The sequence below is a fragment of the Streptomyces spongiicola genome (genome assembly GCF_003122365.1).
Classification (GTDB): domain Bacteria; phylum Actinomycetota; class Actinomycetes; order Streptomycetales; family Streptomycetaceae; genus Streptomyces; species Streptomyces spongiicola.
The window spans coordinates 6,466,737-6,488,888 of the sequence record NZ_CP029254.1 but is presented as its reverse complement, the minus strand read 5'-3'; the positions used below and the strand labels follow the sequence as shown (position 1 = coordinate 6,488,888).

The 22,152-nt window shown below is 72.8% G+C and carries 6 protein-coding genes; 3 read left to right on the top strand and 3 right to left on the bottom strand.

The genetic code is table 11. The annotated features are described in order from the left end of the window. Positions 1–10: 10 nt before the first annotated feature. Positions 11–15,283, top strand: coding sequence for a toxin glutamine deamidase domain-containing protein (locus DDQ41_RS28180; RefSeq protein ID WP_109296988.1), 15,273 nt, complete (start codon positions 11–13; stop codon positions 15,281–15,283). Between the two features lie 532 nt (positions 15,284–15,815). Beyond that, entirely contained in the window at positions 15,816–18,014 is a 2,199-nt protein-coding gene (betT, locus tag DDQ41_RS28175; RefSeq protein ID WP_316683921.1) for a choline BCCT transporter BetT, read from the top strand. 60 nt (positions 18,015–18,074) lie between these two features. On the opposite strand, the gene DDQ41_RS28170 is transcribed toward betT, so the two are convergent. From DDQ41_RS28170 to DDQ41_RS28160, 3 genes are all read right to left on the bottom strand, one after another. Then, a complete protein-coding gene (locus tag DDQ41_RS28170; RefSeq protein ID WP_109296987.1) occupies positions 18,075–18,509 on the bottom strand; it encodes a YchJ family protein in 435 nt (144 codons plus the stop codon). A gap of 601 nt (positions 18,510–19,110) precedes the next feature. After that, entirely contained in the window at positions 19,111–19,557 is a 447-nt protein-coding gene (locus DDQ41_RS28165; protein WP_109296986.1) for an RNHCP domain-containing protein, read from the bottom strand. Positions 19,558–19,583: 26 nt separating this feature from the next. Continuing rightward, positions 19,584–19,955, bottom strand: a complete 372-nt coding sequence (locus DDQ41_RS28160; RefSeq protein ID WP_109296985.1) for an RNHCP domain-containing protein — start codon at positions 19,953–19,955, stop codon at positions 19,584–19,586. Between the two features lie 860 nt (positions 19,956–20,815). On the opposite strand from DDQ41_RS28160, the gene DDQ41_RS28155 reads away from it, so the two are divergent. After that, positions 20,816–22,144, top strand: a complete 1,329-nt coding sequence (locus DDQ41_RS28155; RefSeq protein ID WP_109296984.1) for a 6-phospho-beta-glucosidase — start codon at positions 20,816–20,818, stop codon at positions 22,142–22,144. Positions 22,145–22,152: the final 8 nt, after the last annotated feature.

Genomic DNA, 22,152 nt, shown 5'->3' with positions numbered 1-22,152 from the left:
ACGGCCGTCGATGAGCATTCAGGCGTCACCCGAGGTCAACGCGATGCTCTTCATCCTCACGGGGGAGAGACTCACCGACGCCGACGAGGACCTCGCGTACCAGAGCCGCCAGCCCTACGCCGGCCTGGGGCGGAAGGTCAACCGGCTCTCGTCGCTGGTCGACAAGTCCGTCCACGACATCGGCCGCTCCATGCCGGACGACCTCGCCACGTCGTACGCGAAGGCGATGGGGACGCTCACCGGTGACGGGGGGAAGAACCACCTCCGCGACTTCGCCGACCAGTTGGACAAGATCGCCGAAGGGCGACGCAAGACCTCCATGAACATCATGGAGTCCAAGTGGCAGATCATCGCCGAGGTCATCCGGCTGCTCATCGAGATCGCCGTCTACCTGGCCATGTCCGTCTTCACCGGCGGCGTCACATCCAGCCAGATCATGATGGCCAAACTCCGCAGCCGACTCGTCATCCTCACCACGCTCAGCCATATGCTCCGGCGTCTGCGCCTGACGCCGTCCCTCACCGAGGCTTTCCAGGAGGCGTTCGCCACGTTCGCGGTGCGGCTGGCCATGATCAACTTTGCGCCGGAGGGGCGCCGCCCCGACAGCTTCGACTGGGGGGAAATCCTCAAGTCCGCGGTGTTCGGTGCCGGAGCGGGCCTGCTGACCGGGATCTTCGACGACCTGGCGAGGAACATCGTCCGGAGCTACGACCGCAACTTCCTGAAGAACGGAACGGACCTCGACTTCAAGAGCAAGCCCCACGGGCCCAACACCCCGGGCACCGACCTCGTCGACGGCGCGGCGCCGGGCGTGCGCAACGGTTCGAGCCGTTGGTGGGACGAGCGGCTCGTGCACGACAACGCCGACCGCAAGGGCGCACTGGCCGGCCACTACGGACTCATGGGGACGACCGACTTCGTCGCCGCCGGCGCCGGGGAGGCCCTCGCGGAGATCCTGATCAAGGGCGCCTACGACGGGGACTGGTCGACCAGTTGGTACACGTTCGTCGGAGCGGGCATCAGCAGCCAGGTCGAGGCCGCGATCATCGGAACCGTCGTGAACAGCGGCACCGAACTGCGAAGTGCCATCGACAGGCTCCGCGACCGGCCGCCCACAGTCTCCGGGGGCACTGGGGACAGCGAAGGCAGCGGGGACGGCGGGGACAGCGAAGGCAGTGGGGGCAGTGGGGAGGCCGAGAAGGAAGCCCCAGCGGACTCGCCCGCGACAGGCGGACCGGAGGCCGGGAGAGACGCCTCCCCGATCACGGAGAGCGCCCGTGACGTGGGCACCGCTCCCCGCAGACCCCCGACGCAGACGAACCCGGAGGCGCCTGCGCACCTCCCGAGCCCAACATCTGCGGCCGCGGCGGAGAGTGAACTGTGGCGGCAGGTCCGCAACGGCCCCGCCGACGTCCGTGAGCAGGCGCTGCGCGACCTCGGCGACCTGCGCGGCGGGGCGCGGCCCGGCATCACCGAGATCGGTGTCCGCGACAGCCTCCTCACCGACCTGGCTTCGGTGCCAGAGGTCCGGGTCATACCCGCCGTGGACAGCGCCGCAGCACGGACGGACGCCGACTTGGTCCGCCTCGCACTCGACGGTCTCGGGGTCCCGGTCGTGGTCGGCTCCACGATCACGACCGGCGCACCCGCACCCGCACCCGCACCCGCACCCGCACCCGCACCCGACGCCACCCTTGCGTCCGGGGCACCCGCCACCAACCCCACCCCCACGACCGGCGCGCCCACCACCGACCTCGACGGCTCCCGCAGCGGAGCCACCTCGCCCTCGCTCCCGCAGGCCCCCCTCACCGGCTCCTCCACGAACTCCCCCGTACCCGCCGCAAACCAGGCGGCCGGGGCCGGCGGGCGCGCGGGCGGCACTCCCACCGGCACTTCCACCACCGGCACTTCCACCACCGGCGCTCAAGCCACCGGTACTCAAGCCACCGGCGCGATGCCGTCGGCCTCCTCGCCTACGGCTCCCCAGGACACCCGCACTCCCGGCACCGGCGAACGCGCTGACAGCACCCCCGCAGCGCCCGTCACACCCCCCGAGGCGGACTCCTCCGCAGTGGCGGCCGACTCCCCCGAGAACGCAACCGCTCCGGGACCGCTCCATCCCGCGTCCGGCCCGGTCCTCGGAAGAGGCGCCGCAGACACCGCCCCTCCGCAGCCGGTGGACACCACCGGCTCGTACGGTGGCGGCACCGGGGGGCAGAGCGCCGACGGCATGCCCGGAGACACGTCCGACACCGTGACGGCCGGCGCCCCCGCTTCCGTTGGGGCCACGCCGTTGACGATCGTGGTGTCGGAGACGCCACCGCCGGGAGAGGGGTCACCGGCAGCGGCCCGACTGCTCGACCGGGCGGGAACGGATCGGGCCGTGGCACTCGGCCCTCCGGTCGCACCGGACGGAGCGAGTCGCCCGGTGCGTACCGCCGTCGAGCTGACCCGCGAGGCGCCGGGCGCCCCCGTCCGGAGCCGGCTTCTCGCCACCCCGGTGGCGGCCCCCTCGACACCGCACCACGCCGCGAACAGAACAGACATCGCGAATTCCTCGCATACCGCGCATACCGCAGACAAAGCGAACGGCACGGGTGGTACGGGTGGCAGTGCCGGCGGCGACCGGACCGGCGCCGTGGACGCTGCGGACACCATGGGCGCGGCGAACGCCACGGAGACCGTGAACGGCGCGGAAACCTGGTTCCCCGGAGCAGACGTGCTGCTGCCCCTCGCCGATGCCCTCGGCCCGGACCCCGGTTCCCGCCCTGCCACCGAGAGCAGCGGACAGGCCGACGACGGCCTTCTCTCCGACGCGCCCGCGGCCTCATCGGTGCCGCCCGCGAGGCCGACCGCTTCCGCGCACGGTGACGGGCCCGCCCCGAGCCCTACTCCTCTCACCGCGTCCGCTGCCGAGCCCGCGGGCCCGTCCTCACGCTTGAACGGCACCGCCGGTGACGTGTCCGGCGAGTGGAGCGGCACCGACAGCCACGGCCTCGAAACCGGTGGGGCGGCATCCGGCACCAGCACCAGCACCAGCACCAGCACCAGCACCAGCACCAGCAGCGAACTCGGGACAGGGCCGGACGTCACCGCGATCCCGCATTCCGCCGTTTCGGCGGAGAACGGTCCGATGGCGCCCTCGGCCGCGTCCTCCGCCGCCGCGGTCACCGACCCGCCGGCCGCCCCTCCCACCGCACCGCCGTCCCGGACTGCCACCCCTCCCACCGCACCGCCGTCGTCGGGCCGGATCGTGGTACGGCCCGCGGACGGCGGCCCCTCCGACGGCCGGGGCGGCGCGCGGAACGCCGCCGAGAAGGTGGTCACCAGCGTGGACGGCCGGCGTGTGCCCCTGGAGCAGTTGCGGCGCTGGGTGCCGGAGACGGCCGAGGGCCCTCGGCAGGGCCGCGCCGTCCGGACGTTGACCGTCTCTCCGAGCCGGACCGAGGACGAGGCGGAGGCGAACCGGCGCGCGCTGCTCGACCAGGACGGTTTCCGGAGCGTGCGTACGACGTCCGCTGCCCCGGCCGCGGGCACCGGGACCACCCCGCCCACCCACTCTGCCGTGCTCACCGGCCGGTCTACCGTGTTCACCGGCCGGTCGGCCCCGCTGCCCGGTGCGGGCACCGAACGTGGTGCCGACTACGTCGCGGCCCACGGCACTCCCCGTACCGTCACCCTGGGCAGCGACGACCGTGCGCACCCCGCGGTGACCGTCAGCGGTGTGCAGTTCGGCGAGGTACTCAGGACCTGGGCCGCGGAGAGTGACCAGGACCGTCCGCTGGTCCTCTTCGCCTGCCGCACGGGGCGGCAGCCGGAGCGAGCGGGACTGCCGGTGGCGCAGCACGTGGCGAACCGGACGGGTCGGCCGGTGTACGCGCCCACCACGGACGTGGGCACGGCGGAGGACCGGGACGGCAACGTCCGCGCGGTGCTCGTCGAGGGCGCCGAGGGGCCGGGGCGGTGGCGGCTGTTCACCCCCGAGCCCACCGGCGCCGAGTTGGACGCGCTGGCGCGCGAAGCCGGTCTGCACACGGGGACGGAACCGGCCGGTGCCTTCGCCCGGGCTCGTGCCCTCCAACAGATCCGTACCCTGCGCGAGGCCCTCGGGCCGAACGCCGAACAGCGTCCGGAGAACCGGGAACTGCTCGCCGCCCTGGCCTTCGTGGACGACCTGCGCTGGCACTCTTCGGAGACGGCGGCACGCTACGGCGACCCGGGAATGACCCCGGATCTGCTACGCCGGATGGTCGCCGACCGGCCCGGTGCGGTGATCGACAGCACGGGCACGGGCACGGCTGCCGCCCCCTCGGTCGAGCAGTACACCGCGTTCCTGCGCGACGCGGCCGACCTGCGCGCCGTCGCAGGACCCGGCACCACGCTGAACTCCCTGCTGCCCCCGCCCACGCCCACGCTTCCGCCCACCACCCTCGTCTCGCCGGACGAGGCCCGCGGTCTCTCCTATACGGAGTCCGCGCGGATCACCTGGTCCCTCTCCGGCGACCCGCTGCCGCTGTCCGAGCTGGGGCTGAACGAAGACGACACCGCCGAACTCGTCCGCCGCAGGTCCGACCCTGGCGTCCTCGCACACACGGACACCGACGGCGACACCACCGCGGAACGCGCTCGCCGCAGGTCCGACCCAGGCATCGCCCCGCCTCCGCACAGCGACCCCGCCGACACCGCCGACACCACCGACACCACCGATGCTCCCGCCGACGAACCGGCACAGCCCCCCGCCACCGACACCACCGACACCACCGACACCACTACCGAACCAGGCACCACCGCCGAACCCGAACACCCCCACATGCCCGGGCCCCGGCTCGCCGCAGAACAGCAGGAGGAGCACACGGCAGCCCCACCTCCGCCAAGCGACCAAGCCGAAGCGGGTGCCAGGACCGGTCCCAAGACCGGTGCCGAGGCCCGTACCGAAGCCGAAGCCGAAGCCGATGCTGATGCCGAAGCGATGGCCGGACCGGGAGCACAGCCCGACCCGGGCATCCTCGTGCACGCGCACGACATGGTCTTCCGACGGCTGAACACCCCGGGCGACGGAGACTGCCTCTTCCGGTCGCTGCTCGACGGCGCGCGAAGCCAGGGGCTCAGTGCTCCCTGGACCGGACGGAGCGTCCCCGAACTGCGCCGGTTGCTGCGCGACAGGATCATCGCGGCCGGACCGGACCCGGTCACCGGAAGCATCGACCCCGTGACCACCGTCATAGCCGATCTGCGGGTGCGTGCCCTGGGGAACGCGAAGGACGGGAACGAGCGGCGCCGGATCGACGACGAGTGGGAGGACATCCGGAAGGCTGTCGCGGACCGCGACGATGCCGAGGGATGGCGGAACATCCTCCGAAACAGCGCCTATCGGGATCTCCTCACGGTCGCCTCGACCCCCGGTGCGGCGCGCGAGCTGACCTACCACGGGCTCGTCGCCGCCGCGGCGGAACGCACCTCCCTGTGGGCCTCCCCCTTCGCCGACGATCTCCCGCAGGCGCTGGCACGGGCGCTGGACCTCGACCTCCGGCTCGTCCTTCCCGGCTCTCAGCCGCCCATCGCGCTCGGTGAACCCGGTGACCGGCCCTCGCTGTATCTGGCCTACAACGGCTACGACCACTATGACGCCCTGGCTCCGCAGCCTGTTCCGGAAGCAGCCGCCCTCCCGGTCGCAATGATCCCCGCCACCGAAGACGGGCCCCCCGGCCTTGCGAGCACGGCAGACTCCGCAGAAACGGTAGGCACAGACGCCGCAGACGCCGCGGACACCTCAGTCACCACAGACACCACAGACACCGCGGACGCCATGACGGATCGGCCAGAGGCCCCCGGCACCGCTGGCAACCTCCCACCCACGGCGGACAACGGCACCCGCGCGGGACAGGAGGCCGCACCACAGCCGCGTCCGGTCACCGAGAGCGGTACGCCCGACGCTCAGGACCGGCAGTCGCCGACTCCGGTACGGCCCGCGGACGAATCCTCGGACCGGCAGAGGCCCTCGGGGGCTCCAGGGGACGGTACTCAAGGCGAGTCGGAGGAAGCACCCGCCCCGGCCGGCGACACCCCTGCCGCAGCGAACAGCACTCCCGTCGAGGCGGACGGCACCCCTGCCCTGCCCGCCACCGACGGCACTCCCACCGACGAACCGACACAGGCCCCAACCACCACCGACAACAACACCGACACCACCACCGACAACGCCGACGACACCACCGGCACCACCACCGACAACGCCGACGACGCCGCCGACACCGACACCGACACCGACAACACCACCGGCACCGCCGACACCACCACCACCGACAACGCCGACGAACCGGCACAATCCCCCACCCCCACCCCCGACCCGGTCCTCGCCGGACGCCACACCGCGTCCCTGGCGGGCAAGAAGATCACCGAGGACCCGGGGCCCGACGGCGTGCGTGAGCGGATCGAGGCGCTGCTCGGCGACCACGGCGGGGACGTCTCCGTCGCCCAGCGCCTCGACGCCGCCCTGGACCCCGCCAACTTCCGCAAGCAGCACGACCCGATGCTCAACGGCGGCTGGCGTTTCACGGTGCATGTGGACGGCAGGCCCCACGAGATCGAGGTGCGGGCGACCGCCGACCCCTGGATCCTGGACGCGGTGACCGACCCGGCCGAGGACAACGACGGGGAGGGCTTCGGCGTGCCGTCGCGGTCGGAGTACGGCTCCCCACCGCGCAAGGTGGTGATGACGTCCGCCGGGCCGAACCTGGACCTGCCGTGGACCGTCATCCGGCCGCTGGGCGACCAGGTGTCCCTTCTCTTCACCCCCTCCATGACGTGGGGAGGCACCTCCTACGACCGCGAGACCACGGTCACCCGGTCGTCGCAGACGGCGAACGACTTCGCCCTCACCGGAAGGACGGACAGCTACACCTCGCGCTTCAGCTACCGGGTGGCGGTCACGGACCACCAGGGCGCCCGGCTCACCGCCGAGGGTGCCGGCACCCCCGTCACCGGTACGGTACGCGCCGACGTCCCCCGTCCGGAGAGCCTGGCCGAGGGGCGGCCGCGGAGTTGGCGGGGCTGGGAGCACACCCGTACACCCCAGCAGGGTGAGGCCCTCGCAGCCGCCTACCGGGGGCGGGAACCCGCCCCGGGCCACCCGGTGTCCATCACCGGGCTGGACACCGCGCGGAGGGCGGTCTACGAGGCGCTTCCGCGTGAGGCCCGACCGGACGGCGCCGCGCACCAGGACATCGAGGACTTCTTCCAGCCGTCCCACGTCATCGGCGGGTTCGAGCAAGCCTCGGGCCGGGGGCTGCTGTCGAGGCAGCTCGGCCTCAGCGACGGCCGCCGCGCGTATCTGCATCTGACGGTCGAACCCGACGACTCACTGGCCCTGCACACCGTGGACGACAAGGCCACCCTGGGGTCCAAGTGGTCCAGCGAGCACGGCCGGAGCCGTACGGAGAACAGCTCCTGGTCGGTGGGGCTCGGCGGGGGTGCGAGCGTCAACGTGTCGGACGACGGCCCCCTGTGGCTGACCGGTACCGTCGGCTACACGCACTCCCGCACCGTCGGCCACGGTGTCAAGGGCAAGAACGTCGTCGGCGCCGAGTCCGGTCACGAGCGGTCCGACAGGGCCGACCTGGTCGCCACCCGGGTGCGAATACGCGTCTGGCTGACGTCCAGTGCCCTGCGGCCCGGGCTCGACGGGCTGCACGGCACCGACACCACTCCGATCGGGGACCACACCCCACCCGCCGAGCGGCAGCAGTCCCCGCACCCCGCGGACCATGTGGCCATCACCATCGCGCCGCAGCGCGGTGAGGTGCTGCACGCCGTCCCCCACGACGCGCCCGCCCCGCCCGGCGCGGGCGACCGCCCGCAGCTCGGTCCCGACCGGCTCACCGACCCGGTCGCGGCACAGCTCACGACGTTCCTGCACGTCCCGGGTTCGCCGGAGCTGGAGGACCACATCGTGCACGAGATGTCGCGGAGGTTCCCCGGCGTACTGCCGCCCCCCGAGGCGATACGGCCCGGCACCGGGACGGCACCCGCCGGGGACGCCGGAGAGCGTCACCGGGTCGCCCTTCAGGCCTGGGAGAACCTGCGTTCGCTGCGCGGCCTGCTCAGTCCCTCACAACTGCGGGGCGCGGGCGCGATGCTGCTCGAGGGCAGCTACCGGATCACCCTGGACGCACCCCGGACGCCGCTGCTCGGCGAGCAGACCTACGAGATCCTCGTCAGGGCCGAGCCGGCCGAGGGAGACCACCTGGGTTCCCGGAAGTCGACGGCGAAGGCGGCCAGCACCCGTACGACCGGCGAGGACAAGTCCGTCACACACGGCTCCAAGCACGCCGTCAGCATCGCCGGGAATCTGCGCCATCCCCAGACAGAGTCGGATGCGCGGCGCGGATTCGCCGCCGCCGGGCTGGACTTCACCCCCGGCAACCCCTCCCACGGAGTCACCACGGGCTTCGAGACCGAGGTGACACGGACGTTCTCCTTCGAGTCGGAGGCCGATGTCTACGCCCACCCGGTCACGTACCGGGTGCTGATCGGCGTCCAGGACCCGGAGCACCCCACCGCGCGCCTGTCCTCGGCGGAGCCCCCGTCGCCCACCCGGCACCACGGGCAGGTGCGGCCGGGTGGCCGCCTGACGGTCGAGGTCGCAAGGGAGAGCGGGACCACCGGCACGGCACCGCCCGCCGGACTCCCCGGTCTGGACATGCTGCCGCAGCGCCACGCGATCCGCCACGTCACGGACGGGGACGGCTTCCGCGACAAGGCGCTGCAATCGCTGGCCGGCGCCTTCGAGAAGAGGTCGGTCGAGGCCACTGCCGCCACGGCCCTCCAGCGCGCGGTACGGGCGGTTCGGTGGGCGACCGGGTTCGACGACGTCCGGGAGGGCGCGCCGCCACCCACGGTGAGCGGCCTGCGAAAGGCCCTGGACGGGATGGCCGACGACGGCCACCTGCGGTCCCTGCTCTCCGCCTCGCACGGCGGGTGGGCCAACAGCGGTGACGAGCAGGTCGGGTCGGGACGCAACCGCGACACCGTCGGACTGTCGGCACGAACCCGCCTGAGCGGCTTCCGGTTCCGCGGCACGATGCCCGGCGAAGGCAAGCTGGAGATCGAGACCAGGTCCAGCACCTCGACCGCCGTGGCGGACAAGAACTCCCGCGCACTCAAACTGGGAGGCGGCTACGACACCGCGCACTACCCGTCGGAAGGGGACTCCGCCGAGTCGTTCCAGGCGCGCGGCGGCCCCAGGATCAAGGGCGGACAGGGTTGGAGTGACGGCGACAACGTCAAGCAGCAGACGACGACTTCGCGGAAGACCGCGCACCAGGGGACGTGGCACCTGTACGAGGCGGACGCCGACGTCACCGTCCAGGGACGTGTCACGGCCTGGGACGGCGTCGTCACCGTCGGCGACCCGGAGTCGAGCCGGCACCGGGTGCTGGTGCTGCTCTCCGACGACGACGTGCGGCGGCTGGGCGCCGAGGGAACCGCGGACACCGCGACGGCTCGCACCGCCCCCGCGGACACCGGTGCGACGGCTCGCACCGCCCCCGCGGACACCGCCGTGCCGCGCCGGGCTCCGCTGCTGGAACAGGGGCTGCTGAGCGGCGCGATCGCCGACATCCCGTCGTCGGACGAGATCCTCGGCGAGATCGACCGGCAGATCCGCGGGCTGGAGAAGGCGGCGGATGTACCGGTGACCGCTCTGGAGTTCGCCGGGACCTTCTCGCCGGAGAACCTGTCGGCCAACTACGAGGAGCTGGTGGGCCAGGGCATCTTCGAGTACCGCGTCCACGAGTCCCACGCCGGCCGGCTGGTCACCCGGGTCCTGGTGCGCGGCGTCCCGCGGCACGAGTGGACCGACGAGGGAGACCACTCCACCGGGGACACCACCCGCAAGGTCGGCCTCTCGCAGACCGTGACCGGCAGTTCGGGGCACAACTGGTCATGGGGCCTCGACGTCAACGCCCGCCTGTCCTACGCGCCGATCGCGAAGTCCGGGGACGACGGGTCGTCGGCGGACACCCCCTCGCCCGTGTTCCGTAGCGCGGGCTGGGCGCCGTCCCTCGGTACCGAGGTCAGCCCGGCCCGCAGCGCGGACGCGGGCGTCACCACCAAGGTGGAGCACAAGACGTCGAAGTTCGGCGACATGGTGAGGTTCGCCAACCGCATGCGCTTCGAGGTCACCGTGACCCGGGGAACCGTGTACCCCCTCCTCGGTGAACGCCCCGGCGATCTCGTGGCGCCCAGGCTCGTGGAGCCGACGTGGCCGGTCCACGTCTATGTACCCACGTCGCTCACGGAGCGCGGGCGGGCGTGGGCCCTGGAAAGCGGGGGCACCACCGGTGCCCCCGCCGGCACCGTGCCGGTCACCGCCGGTCAGGCCGACCGGGACCGCTGGCAGCAGTCGCTGGACTCCGCGCACGATCTCGTGGGCTTCGACAGCCAGGGTGCGCTCCTCGGCGACGCGCAGAGGCTGCTCACCGCGCCCCGCCCGGGGACCGGCGGCATCTGGAACCTGCTGGGAGCCGTGTCCGGGTGGGTGAGTTCGGCCTTCTCCACGGACCTCTCCACGGGCCTCTCCACGGGCCTCTCCACGGTCGCTCCCGGCCGGGGGGCGGCCGGCACGGACGGCTACCGTCCGATGGCCACCCCCAGGCAGGGCGGAGACACGACCACGGCCGACCGGGGGCAAGGCGACCCGGAGGCCTACCGGCTGGTCGCCACACCCAGACCGGGCGGCGACACCGGGCGGGGGGCGGAAGCCCCCTCGCCCCGCCACTGGCCCGAGGGCATAACGCCCGAGGCCGCTCACTCAGCGGTACGGTCCGTCGCCTCGGGCCACCATCCGGAGGGCGGTACGAACCTTCCGCCGCGTGAGCGGCGCTTGACGCCGGAACGGCAGGCCGCGCTGCGTCAGGCGCTCTCTCAGCAGACCCTGACCTCGGTCTTCCACCAGCTCAAGGACCCCGTCACCGGGTACCGCACGATTCCGCTCGGCAGCGATGGCCGTACGGGGCTGGAGCTGCGCCTGCGCCCCACCGGGGAGGCGCAGGAACTGTCCGCTCGCGCCGAGGGAAGCGACGAGATCAGCGTCTCGACGGAACCCGAGTCGTCCACCAAGTCCACCACCGGTGTGACCGCAGCCCTGAAACCCCTGACGGGGCATGTGTTCCTCACGGAAGGGACGACGGACGAGAACAGGTCGACCGTGGTTGTCCCCTCCCTCAGCGACATCGCGAAGGTGGAGTACGGCAGGACGTTCGAGAGGAAGGAGCCCGTGACACTCGCCCCCGGGGTTCCCTCCCGGACCCTCACCCCGCCGACCGTGCCGCACGGCAAGTCGGCCGGCGAGCCCGGCAAGGCCACGCTCAAGGGCGCTCAGGTGCTGATGCGGCAGCCGGTCCGGCTCACCACGCAGAACTTCGACGAGAACGGCACGTACGGGAACACGGCTGAGACCGACGGGCACGTCTACTACTGGGTGGCCAGGACCACCGACGAGGCGACCGCCGGGACGACCACCTCCACCGACGGGGCTTCCGAAGCACGTTCCTCCTCGCCCTCTTCCGCCTCCCCCTCCTCCGTCTCCTCGCCCTCTTCCGCCTCCTCGCCCTCTTCCGCCTCCCCCTCCTCCGTCTCCTCGCCCTCTTCCGCCTCCTCGCCCTCCTCCCCCTCCTCCACGACCACGCCGACCCCCACACCCATGCCCACGGCGACCGACGGCACCCCCGCAACACCACGCGCCAACGAAGCAGAGGACGAGCACAACACGACCCGACCATCCGAGCCCACCCCTACCGAACCCACCCCTACCCCCTCTTCCGCCTCCTCCACGACCACGCCGACCCCCACACCCTCACCGCCCCCCACACCCATGCCCACGGCGACCGACGGCACCCCCGCAACACCACGCGCCACCGAAGCAGAGGACGAGCACAACACGACCCGACCATCCGAACCCACCCCTACCGAACCCACCCCTACCGAACCCACTCCATCCGAGCCCACCCCTACCGAACCCCGGAAGAGCGACCAGGCCCGCCCCACGACCCCGGACACCACCACACCCCCACACCCCGACCCGAACCCCGGCCCCGGCCCTGCAACCCCCGACAACGCTCCCGAACCCACACCCAACCCCGACCCCAACCCCACACCCACACCCACACCCACACCCACACCCACACCCACCGCAACCAACGACACCCCCGCGGCACCACCCCCCACCCGCAAACGGCGCGCCGAAGAGCCCGCCGGGCCCGACGCGCCCGCCCAGCGCCCCCGCATCCCGCGCCACGAGAACACCGACGCGGTACTGCGCGAGCGCGGCCTCGTCCCGCCGCGTCCCGAGGAGCACCAGCGGGTACGCGAGCGGGCGGCCGAGCTGGGCGTCTTCGCGGCTCCGGACCAGCCGCTGCTGTCAGCCATCACCCGCGGCTTCGCCGGTCCCAACTGCGGTGAGACGGTGGAGGCGTACCGGGACACCTGGTACGGCCGCCCGCGGGCGGCCGGCTTCCTGGCCACCGGGGCCGACCGCACGGGCCCCGAGCGGGGCTTCGCCTGGACGGTGTACAAGCGCCATGACATGCCGCTGAGTTACGGTCAGGGGCCTGCCGGGTTCGACGCCGTGCTGGAACTCGTCACCAGGGGCGGACCGGGGAGCTTCGCGACCGTGCTGGCCGGCGACCACGGCAGGGTGGGCCACGACTGGGCCCTGGTGCACACCGGCGACGGGGCGTTGCTCTGGGTCGACGTCCACGGCGGGACCGTGCACCCGGCCGAGCCGGGCCGCCCGCCGGCCCAGCTTCCACCGCACGTCCGGATCTGGGCGAGTGCCGCGGACCGGGACGAGGGCCGGCTCGTCGGCGCCGGCACGGACGACCCCTATCTGCTGCGTCCCGACGGCGAGCACCCCGAGGCCCGGTTCGGCATGTCCTCGGACGTCGAGATGGAAGACGTCCAGGACGCGCACCAGACGCCCACGGACGCGGACGTCCCCGGTTCGACGCGGCAGCGGTTCGCCGACCTCACCCTCGACGACAGGCGCGTCAACGACGCCTACCGGCGCCTGACGTCGCGTACTCGGGCGGACTTCGCGACCGACGAGGACCACCGGTACTACGTCCGCCGGACCGCGGGGCACCAGAGCGACGGCGACTACCTCGACTACGTCCGGGAGAGTGTGGAGCAGGCCCGCCCCCTGGCGTTCGTCGTCAACACCATGACCGGTCACACAGACGCGCACCGCGCCACAGAGGTGATCGAGAGCCTGCTGTCCGGTCTGGAGGGCTACGACGGCCGCCTGGCGATCGTGATCGGAGTCAATGCCGACGAGGGAGGGAGAGATGCCCTGGCCGCCGCCGTCGCGTCGGTGGAGCGGCAGATCGCGAGGCTGGACGTGCCGGTGGCCGTCGTCCCGTCGACCTTCACCGGGCCGTTCCCCTACGGCGCGATGCGCAACTCGGTTTTGCACAGCCCCGAGAACATCGCGGCGGTCCAGTCGCTGATGGGCCTTGGCCTGCACCCCTACATCGCGGTGCAGGACTTCGACGACGGCTCTCGGACGGTGCCGTCGGGCCGGCATGTGTTCACACACTTCGAGCAGCTTCTCGACCCGCCCGGGCTGAGGTCGTCCGACCCCGACGAAGCGCTCCCGCCGAGCAGGCCGCTGCTGATGACCGGTGGCTACCGGGTGCCCGGCCCCGAGGAGGCGGAGCAGCAGAAGCGGCTCGTCGAGGACACGATCAGACGCTACGAGAAGAGGAACGGCGCCGTGCCCGCGGAGCTGACCGAGCCCGTGGAGCAGCGTGCCTTCCTCGAACGTTTCCGGCGGGCCGTCGCCGACGACATGCGGGAACGGCGCTGGCAGGCCGCAATCCACCCGCTGCTGCCGTACGCGCCGGAGCCCAACCTGTTCGTGGACGGCGCCGCCGTCCTGCCGCGTCCCGAGGAGGGCGGCGGCGACCGGCCGGACGTCCGGTTCTCCGACAAGGGTGCAGAACTCACCGGACTGGCACGGCAGCTGAACCGGTACAACGCATGGGAACTGGCCAGGCGGTACGAAACCGAACTGGCCGAGCCGGACGGGCGGAGTTTCGAGGTGCCCCCCTCGAAGACGGCCGAGGACACGCACACGACCCTGCCGATGGGTGCGGACGAAGTGCTCGAACGGGTCCGGGCCGACGCCGAGAACAACCGGCTGCCGTTCCGCGGGCCGGCCTATGTCACGGACTTCGAGTCCGGCGCGGTGGTCACCGATCTCTCGCGGATCGCGTACGAGTTCCTGGAGTCCGGGGGGAAGAAGCTGCTCCAGTCGCATGCGGACCTCGGCACCGTCACCAACCGGTTCTTCAGCAACGACAACGGCGGCAGCACCAGGGGGGCCAAGAAGGGAATCAGCCTGGCCAAGCACCGTTCGAACTACGCCTTCCACAACTCGGCGACCTACTGGAGCCATGAGCCCCGGCGCGCGGAGATCCCCGGAGTCCCGACCGGGAGCAAGGAACTGCCCAAGAAGAGCCGGGACAATCTGGGCCACGCGAAGAGGAACGTGATGGCGGATGCCATCTCGGCCCCGATGACCGGCTCCTTCACGGGGCTCAAGGCCGGCGTGTCGGACGCGCACAAGGTCTATGCGGCACAGGAGTTGGCCCTTTCCACTCCCACTCTGCGGGCCGGCCGGCGCCTGGCGGACCTGCTGTTCGGGACGGGGGGCGGGAACGGTCCGGACGACGGCGCGAACGGACGCCTGGTCGTGAGCGGCCGGGACGTCTTCGCCGCCCGCGCCGGGAGCGGACCCTCCGGTCAGGAGATCCCCGCTGACGGCGACTGCCTCTACCACGCGGTCAACCGGGCACTGTCGGGACTCGCGCCGTCGAGCGAAGCGGCCCTGGAACTGCGCGCCTCCGTGGTCCGCTGGGCCCTGGCGCCGGAGAACCTGGGAACCGCCGTGCAGTACGCCGACGAGCACGGCGAGGACTTCGACGACGTCGTCAACGTCCTCGCCGTGAGCGGAAACTGGAACGAGGGAGCGGGTGACCTCGCACCGCGCCTGGTGGCCTCCGCGCTCGACGTCGTGATCAGGATCCACCAGGCCGGCGGCCGGGTCCACGAGCTCCTTCCGCTCGGCGCGACCGACGCCGCCGGCCTTCTCGTCATCGACCTCTCCCTGAACGGCGGCCACTACGAGGTCCACCAGGGCGAACACCGGCCGTCCCTCGCCAAGCGCTCGTCGGAGGACCAGCGAGTAGGCGATGTGCCCCCTCCCAAGCGCACCCGCCCCTGAAGCCCGGTGCCGGCCCCGGCGCCCCAGCCGGTCCGGTGCCAAGCCCGGTGCCGGCCCCCGCGCCCCAGCCGGTCCGGTACCAGGCCCGGTGCCCGCCCCGGCGCCCCAGCCGGTCCCGCGGGGGCGGGGGCCAGGGCGCCGATCCCGTTGCCGGCGCCGCGGGGCCACCGCCCGGGACGGGGTGTGCGTCCTCCCGAAGACGACCCGGGGGTGTCAGTCACCGGCCGAGCCCGCGGGCACCTCCACCCCGCCCGAATTCGGGGACCCGGCAAACCGCCGCCCGGCCCCTCCCCCGCCCGGTCCCCTTCCTCCGCCGCTCCGCCGACCACCGACCACCGACCACCACCGCCGGGCGGACGCGATCCGCGCCCGAAGCCCGGGACCGGAGCAGCCGACGCCCCTCGGAGGCCGTGTCGATGCCGGGCGCGTGGGGTCGGGAGCGGGAGCCTGGACCTCAGGGTTGACCTGTCGCATCCGTACAGCCGCCGGACTCCGCGGAGCCGTCGGCCGGTAGAGCATGGAGGACCGGACCGTGGCGGCCAAGGGAAAGGGCGGCGGCAGCGCCGAGACCGAAGGGGACGGCGGGACGGGGCAGCCCGTCGCGCCCGAGGACATCCGGATCAAGCCGCTCGTCTTCTTCGGCTCCGCCGGGCTGGTCCTCGCGATCTCGATCTGGGCGATCATCACCCCGAGCGGCGCCCAGGACGTCATCGGTGTGGTGGTCGGCTGGATCTCCACCGGTCTCGGCTGGTACTACTTCCTCGCCGCCACCCTGTACCTGGCCTTCGTGGTGTTCATCGGCGCCTCCCGCTACGGCAACCTCAAGCTGGGACCGAGGCACTCCACGCCCGACTTCGGCCTGTTCGCCTGGGGCGCGATGCTGTTCGCCGCGGGCATCGGGATCGACCTGATGTTCTTCGCCGTCTCAGGGCCCGTCAGCCACTACCTCATGCCCCCCGAGGGCCCGGCGCAGACGGTGGAGGCGGCCCGTCAGGCCGTCGTGTGGACACTGTTCCACTACGGCATCACCGGATGGGCGATGTACGCGCTGATGGGCATGGCGCTCGGCTACTTCGCCTTCCGCTACCGCCTGCCCCTCGCCATCCGCTCGGCGCTCTACCCCATCATCGGCCGCCGCATCCACGGCCGGGTCGGCGACGCCGTGGACCTCGCGGCCATCCTCGGCACGGTGTTCGGTATCTCGGTGTCGCTCGGTATCGGTGTGGTACAGCTCAACTTCGGCCTCGGCTTCCTGTTCGGCGTACCCGAGGGCGTGGCCGCGCAGATCGGTCTGATCGTCGTCGCGGTGCTCATGGCCACGGTGTCCGCGGCGGCCGGTGTCGACCGCGGCATCCGCAGGCTCTCCGAACTCAACGTCGTACTGGCCCTCGTGCTGCTGCTCTACATGCTGGTCGTCAGCGGCCCCGTCGCGCTGCTCAACCAGCTCATCCTCAACATCGGCGACTACGTCAGCCGCTTCCCCTCGATGACGCTGAACACCTTCGGCTACGCCCCGCCGGCGGACTGGCTCAACGCCTGGACGCTGTTCTTCTGGGCCTGGTGGGTGGCGTGGGCACCGTTCGTCGGGCTGTTCCTGGCGAGGATCTCCCGCGGCCGCTCGCTCCGGCAGTTCGTCCTGGCGACCCTCGTCATCCCGTTCGTGTTCACACTGATCTTCCTCTCCGTCTTCGGCAACAGCGCGCTTCAGGTGATCCGCGGCGGCGACATCCGGTTCGGCGAGACGGCCATGGAGTTCCCCGAGCAGGGCTTCTACGGGCTGCTCGCGCAGTACCCGGGGGCGGCGTTCAGCGCCGGGCTCGCCACGGTCGTCGGCCTGCTGCTCTATGTCACCTCGGCGGACTCCGGGGCACTGGTGATGGGCAACCTCTGCTCGCACCTGCCGACCCCCGTCAGCGACTCCGCTCCCTGGCTTCGGGTCTTCTGGGCCGCCGCCACGGGGCTGCTGACCCTGGCCATGCTCCTCGTCGGCGGCGTGGACGCGCTCACCAGCGCGACGATCGTGATGGGGCTGCCGTTCTCGTTCGTGATGTTCCTCATCATCGCCGGCCTGTACAAGGCCCTCCGCCTGGAACGGATGCGGGAGGACGCGCTGATCGCCGCCCTGCCCGGGTCGCTGTCGGGTCGCACGGTCCGCGGGCCGGTCGCGGAGCGGACCTGGCGGCGGCGGATCGCGAGGGCGATGGCGTTCCCCAGCCCGCGGGCCGCCGGCCGGTTCGTGGACGAGGTGTGCCGGCCGGCGCTGGGGAAGGTGGCCGGGGAACTCCGCGCCCAGGGTGCGCGGACATCCGTCACCGAGGAGACCGACGAGGCGACGGGTGTCCCCCGCCTGGCGCTGGAGGTCGGGATCGGCGACGGGGAGCGGTTCGTCTACGGGCTGGAGCCCGTGGAGGCGCCGACCCCCCAGTTCGCGACGCGCTCGGTCTCGGCGCACGACACCTATCTGAGGTTCGAGGTGCGGCTCGCCGAGGGCAACCAGGGCTACGACGTGATGGGGTACGCCGAGGAGCAGCTCATCGCCGACGTGCTCGACCAGTACGAGAGGCACTTCGAGTTCCTGCGTCTGCACCACGAGGCCACCGCCGGCTCGTCGCTGCCCGGCCACCGGCCGGACACGGCCGAACGGGGTCCGGACGGCGGCACGGGCGACGGCACGGGCCACGCCGCAGGCGACGGCACAGGCGACGGCACAGGCAGCGACCGGGAACCCTGAAGACGTCCCTCGTCGCGTGTCCCGGCGGCACACCTCGGCGGGGCAACCCGGCGGGGGCCGTCATTCGGTGAAAGTGCCGTTCACGTACACCCAGACGCCGCCGTGCCGCTCGAAGTGGCTGCGCTCGTGCAGCTGTCCTGGCTCCCCGCCGAGGGTGTAGCGGGCGACGAAGGTGACCGTACCGGTGCTGTGGAACACAGTGCCCTCGGCCGTGTCCCGGATCTCCAGGCCAGTCCAGTGCATCGCGGGATCGAAGTCCACACCGCTCGGCCGGTGGTCGGGGTGCCAGGTGCGCAGCAGATAGCCCTCGTCGCGCACGACGAAGGCGCTGTAGCGGGACCGCATCAGCAGTTCGGCCGTGGGTGCGGCGGACTGTCCGGTGTGGAACCTGCCGCAGCATGCTCCGTAGGCGGCGGGCAGTCCGCAGGGACATGGCGATCCCTCGGTGACGGAGGGGCGGGGACGGCTGGGAGGGCGGGGGGTGCGTCGGGCCATGAGCCCATTGTGTCGCGCCGGGTGCCGCACCAGGCGCGGTGCGCGCGGCACCTCCGGGGTGCGCGACCGGCTTCAGACTGCTCCTGCCGCCGCCCGGCGGCGTTCCCCGTGACGCACCCACCCCGGGCAGCCCTCCGGTGCCGGCCCGGCGCACCCCGCGTCCCGCCCCCTCCGCGCCCCTTGCCCGCCTCGGCGACGGCAGCGGCGACGGCGTGTTCGCCCAGGGTGCGGGCGCGCCACCGGTGCAGGCGCCGGCGGACGGGATGTGCGCGATGGCGATCCCCTCCCCACTCCCACTCCCGCCCCCGCCCCCGCCCCCGCCCCCGTGACGACTACGAGCACGAGGGCGAGGGCGAAGGCGAGTTCGGGGTTCCGGTCTGTGTCAGCCCGCGGGGCACCCGCGAGATCGCCGCCCCGGCGGACCGAGGGCGGAGTGATCACCCCGCGTACACGGTCGGTGCCGCGCGGGGCCTCGGTTCTGATCTCCCCTGCCGGGGTGTTCCTCTTCCGTGGTGGTGCCGTTCGTGGTCGGGGATCGCGGGCGGGGGCCGCGGGCGGGGACGGCTGCGGGCCCGGACCGCCGGGGTCCGCCGCGGCCGGGTCACAGGGCGAACAGGGCGCGGCCGGCGTACCCGGGGTCGGCGAGGGGTCTGAGGGCGAGCCGGACCAGGGCGTAGGGGTTGTCGTCGCCTGCGATGCGGTTGGCGCTGAGTTCGCCGCAGGAGGCGCACTGGTGGATGATCATCCACTCGCCGTCGGGGCGGACGGACATGCCCAGTGCCTCCATCCGGCCGCGGCAGTCAGCGTCGCGGTCGCCCGGGATCTTCCGGTCGATGTGCAGGCTGGCCAGGCAGTGGGGGCAGTGGTTCCGGTGCGCGGTGCCGGGTGCGTCCACGGACACGTCGAGCCGGCAGGACGCGCACCGGAAGTCGTTCGCCCGGTGCCCGCCCCGGGTGTGCAGGACGTCCTTGTGCCGCTGTGGACGGCGCCGCCCGCGGTTGGTGCGGTTGCCGCGGTTGCCGCGGTTGCTGCGGTTGCTGCGTGACATGGCGATGCTCCTTCCCTGCCGGGCGCTCAGAGGGTTCCGAACGCTTCGAGCGGGAAGGGCGGTTGGGCCAGCGGGCGGACCGCCATGCGCATCAGGATGAGCTGGTTGTCGTCGGCGCAGATCGGGCTCGAGGTGAGTTCGTCGCAGCGCACGCACCGGTGGATCACCATCCACTCGCCGGTGCGGAGCACGGCGATGGCGATCGGGGACATCCGGCCCTCGCAGTCGCTCGGACCGCCCTCGACGTGGTCGAGAACATGCCGGGAGTGCAGGCAGGACGGGCAGTGGTTGCGTGGCGCGCCGTCGGCGCCGTACGCGGACACGGTCAGCCCGCACCGGGCGCAGGTGAAGGTGCCGAGGCTGAGGGTGTGGGCGGTGTTGTTGGTGTGGCTGGACACCCGGGTGCTCCTTGCTGGAAGTCGGTCATGACAGCAAGAGCAGGCCGAGCGGCCTCGTCAGAGGCCCGAGAACACCGCGGAGCGGCGGACGGGCGGGGCAGAGCACCGGAGGACGCGTCCGGCAGCCGCCCGGACGAGCGGGCAGCGAAAAGCAGCGGACGGTTACGCGGTGCGGCGAGGCGCACTCGGCGCGGACCGGGACATAGAACACCCTTTCCAGGGCACAGGGGCCCAGAACGATCAGAACGACCCTTGAAGCCAACAGGATGCCTTCCGGATGCGTCAACGCATTATTCGACGCCCACGCCACCCCGGGAACGACAGTCCGCCGCCGCACCCGCCGTTGAGGGCACCCGCGGACGACGAACGGGCCGGCGGGACGACGGAGTCCCTCCGCGCTGCCGGGCGGTTCTCCGGCCTGCTCACCGGTACCGCTTCGGGGAGTCCGCCGCGGGCAGGCCGGGCCCCGATCCGGAGATCACGACCGACCGACGGGGGACCCTCTCCCGGGGCTCTCCACGAGGCACCCACCCGACACCCGACACCCAACGCCCGACACCCAACGCCCGACAGAAACCCACGGTTTCGCACAGAATCCGACAGGGTGGATCGGGGCCGGTTCCCGCCGGAACACCATGTCGTGCTCGCGCGAACGCCGCCGAGGTGACAGCGTTGTGGCAGGACGGAACCAGGCGGGACGCGCCGGGAAGGCCGACGGCGGACGGCGGGGGACGCCGGGGGGGCCGACGGCGGGGGGTGACGGCGGGCGCCGAGGGACGCCGGGGGGCGACGGCGCCGCGCAGGCGCCCGGGCAGGCTGGCTGGCTGGCAGACGCACAGGGCGGGCGAGGAGGGTGCGGCATGAGGCTGGCGATTCTGGGCGGCGGAGGCTTCCGCGTACCCCTGGTGTACGGCGCGCTCCTCGGCGACCGCGGGGAGGGCCGGGTCACCCGGGTCACCCTCCACGACATCGACGGCTCCCGGCTCCGCGCCGTCGCCACCGTCCTCGCCGAGCAGGCCGCCGGGGTGCCGGACGCGCCCGTCGTCGAGGCCACGACCGATCTCGACGAGGCTCTGCGCGGGGCCGACTTCGTGTTCTCCGCGATCCGGGTCGGGGGGCTGGAGGGGCGTGCCGCCGACGAGCGGGTCGCGCTCGCCGAGGGCGTGCTGGGCCAGGAGACGGTGGGCGCCGGCGGTATCGCGTACGGCCTGCGGACCGTGCCGGTCGCGACGGACATCGCCCGGAGGGTCGCCGCGCTCGCGCCCGACGCGTGGGTCGTCAACTTCACCAACCCCGCGGGGCTCGTCACCGAGGCCATGTCCCGGGTGCTCGGCGACCGGGTCATCGGGATCTGCGACTCACCGGTCGGGCTCGGGCGGCGGGTGGCGCGGGCACTCGGCGCCGATCCCGCGCGGGTGTGGATGGACTACGCCGGCCTCAACCACCTGGGCTGGCTCCGGGGCGTGCGGGTGGCCGGCCGGGACGAGCTGCCCCGTCTCCTCGCCGACCCGGAAGCGCTCGGCTCCCTGGAGGAGGGCAGGCTCTTCGGCGCGGACTGGCTTCGCTCGCTCGGCGCGATCCCCAACGAGTACCTGCACTACTACTACTTCCACCGGGAGACGGTGCGGGCGTACCGGCGGGCGGAGCGCACCCGCGGGTCGTTCCTCCGCGACCAGCAGGCCGGCTTCTACGCGCAGCCCTCCCTGCGGCGCTGGCGGTCCGCGCTCGCGGAGCGCGAGGCCACCTACATGGCAGGCAGCCGGGAGGCGTCCGGCGCGGGCGAACGGTCCGGCGCGGACCTGGAGTCGGGCGGGTACGAGAAGGTGGCGCTGGCCCTGATGCGCGCCGTCGCCCGCGACGAGCGCACCACGCTGATCCTCAACGTCCGCAACGGCACGGCGCTCCCCCCGCTCGACGCCGACGCCGTGGTCGAGGTGCCGTGCCTGGTGGACGCGGGCGGCGCCCACCCCTGCGCGGTCGATCCGCTGCCGGGCCACGCCACCGGTCTGGTCACCGCGGTGAAGGCCGTCGAACGGGAGGTCATGGCGGCCGCGGAGAGCGGCTCGCGCGCCGCCGCGGTGCGGGCCTTCGCCCTGCACCCGCTGGTCGACTCCGTCACCGTGGCCCGCCGCCTGCTGGACGGCTACACCGCCGTACACCCCGGTCTCGCCCACCTCAACCGGAAGTAGGTGCCGTG

Coding starts and splice junctions, on each gene's coding strand:
- DDQ41_RS28180 (WP_109296988.1), top strand. CDS start 11: ATGAGCATTCAGGCGTCACCCGAGGTCAACGCGATGCTCTTCATCCTC.
- DDQ41_RS28170 (WP_109296987.1), bottom strand. CDS start 18,509: ATGGCCCGACGCACCCCCCGCCCTCCCAGCCGTCCCCGCCCCTCCGTC.
- DDQ41_RS28165 (WP_109296986.1), bottom strand. CDS start 19,557: ATGTCACGCAGCAACCGCAGCAACCGCGGCAACCGCGGCAACCGCACC.
- DDQ41_RS28155 (WP_109296984.1), top strand. CDS start 20,816: ATGAGGCTGGCGATTCTGGGCGGCGGAGGCTTCCGCGTACCCCTGGTG.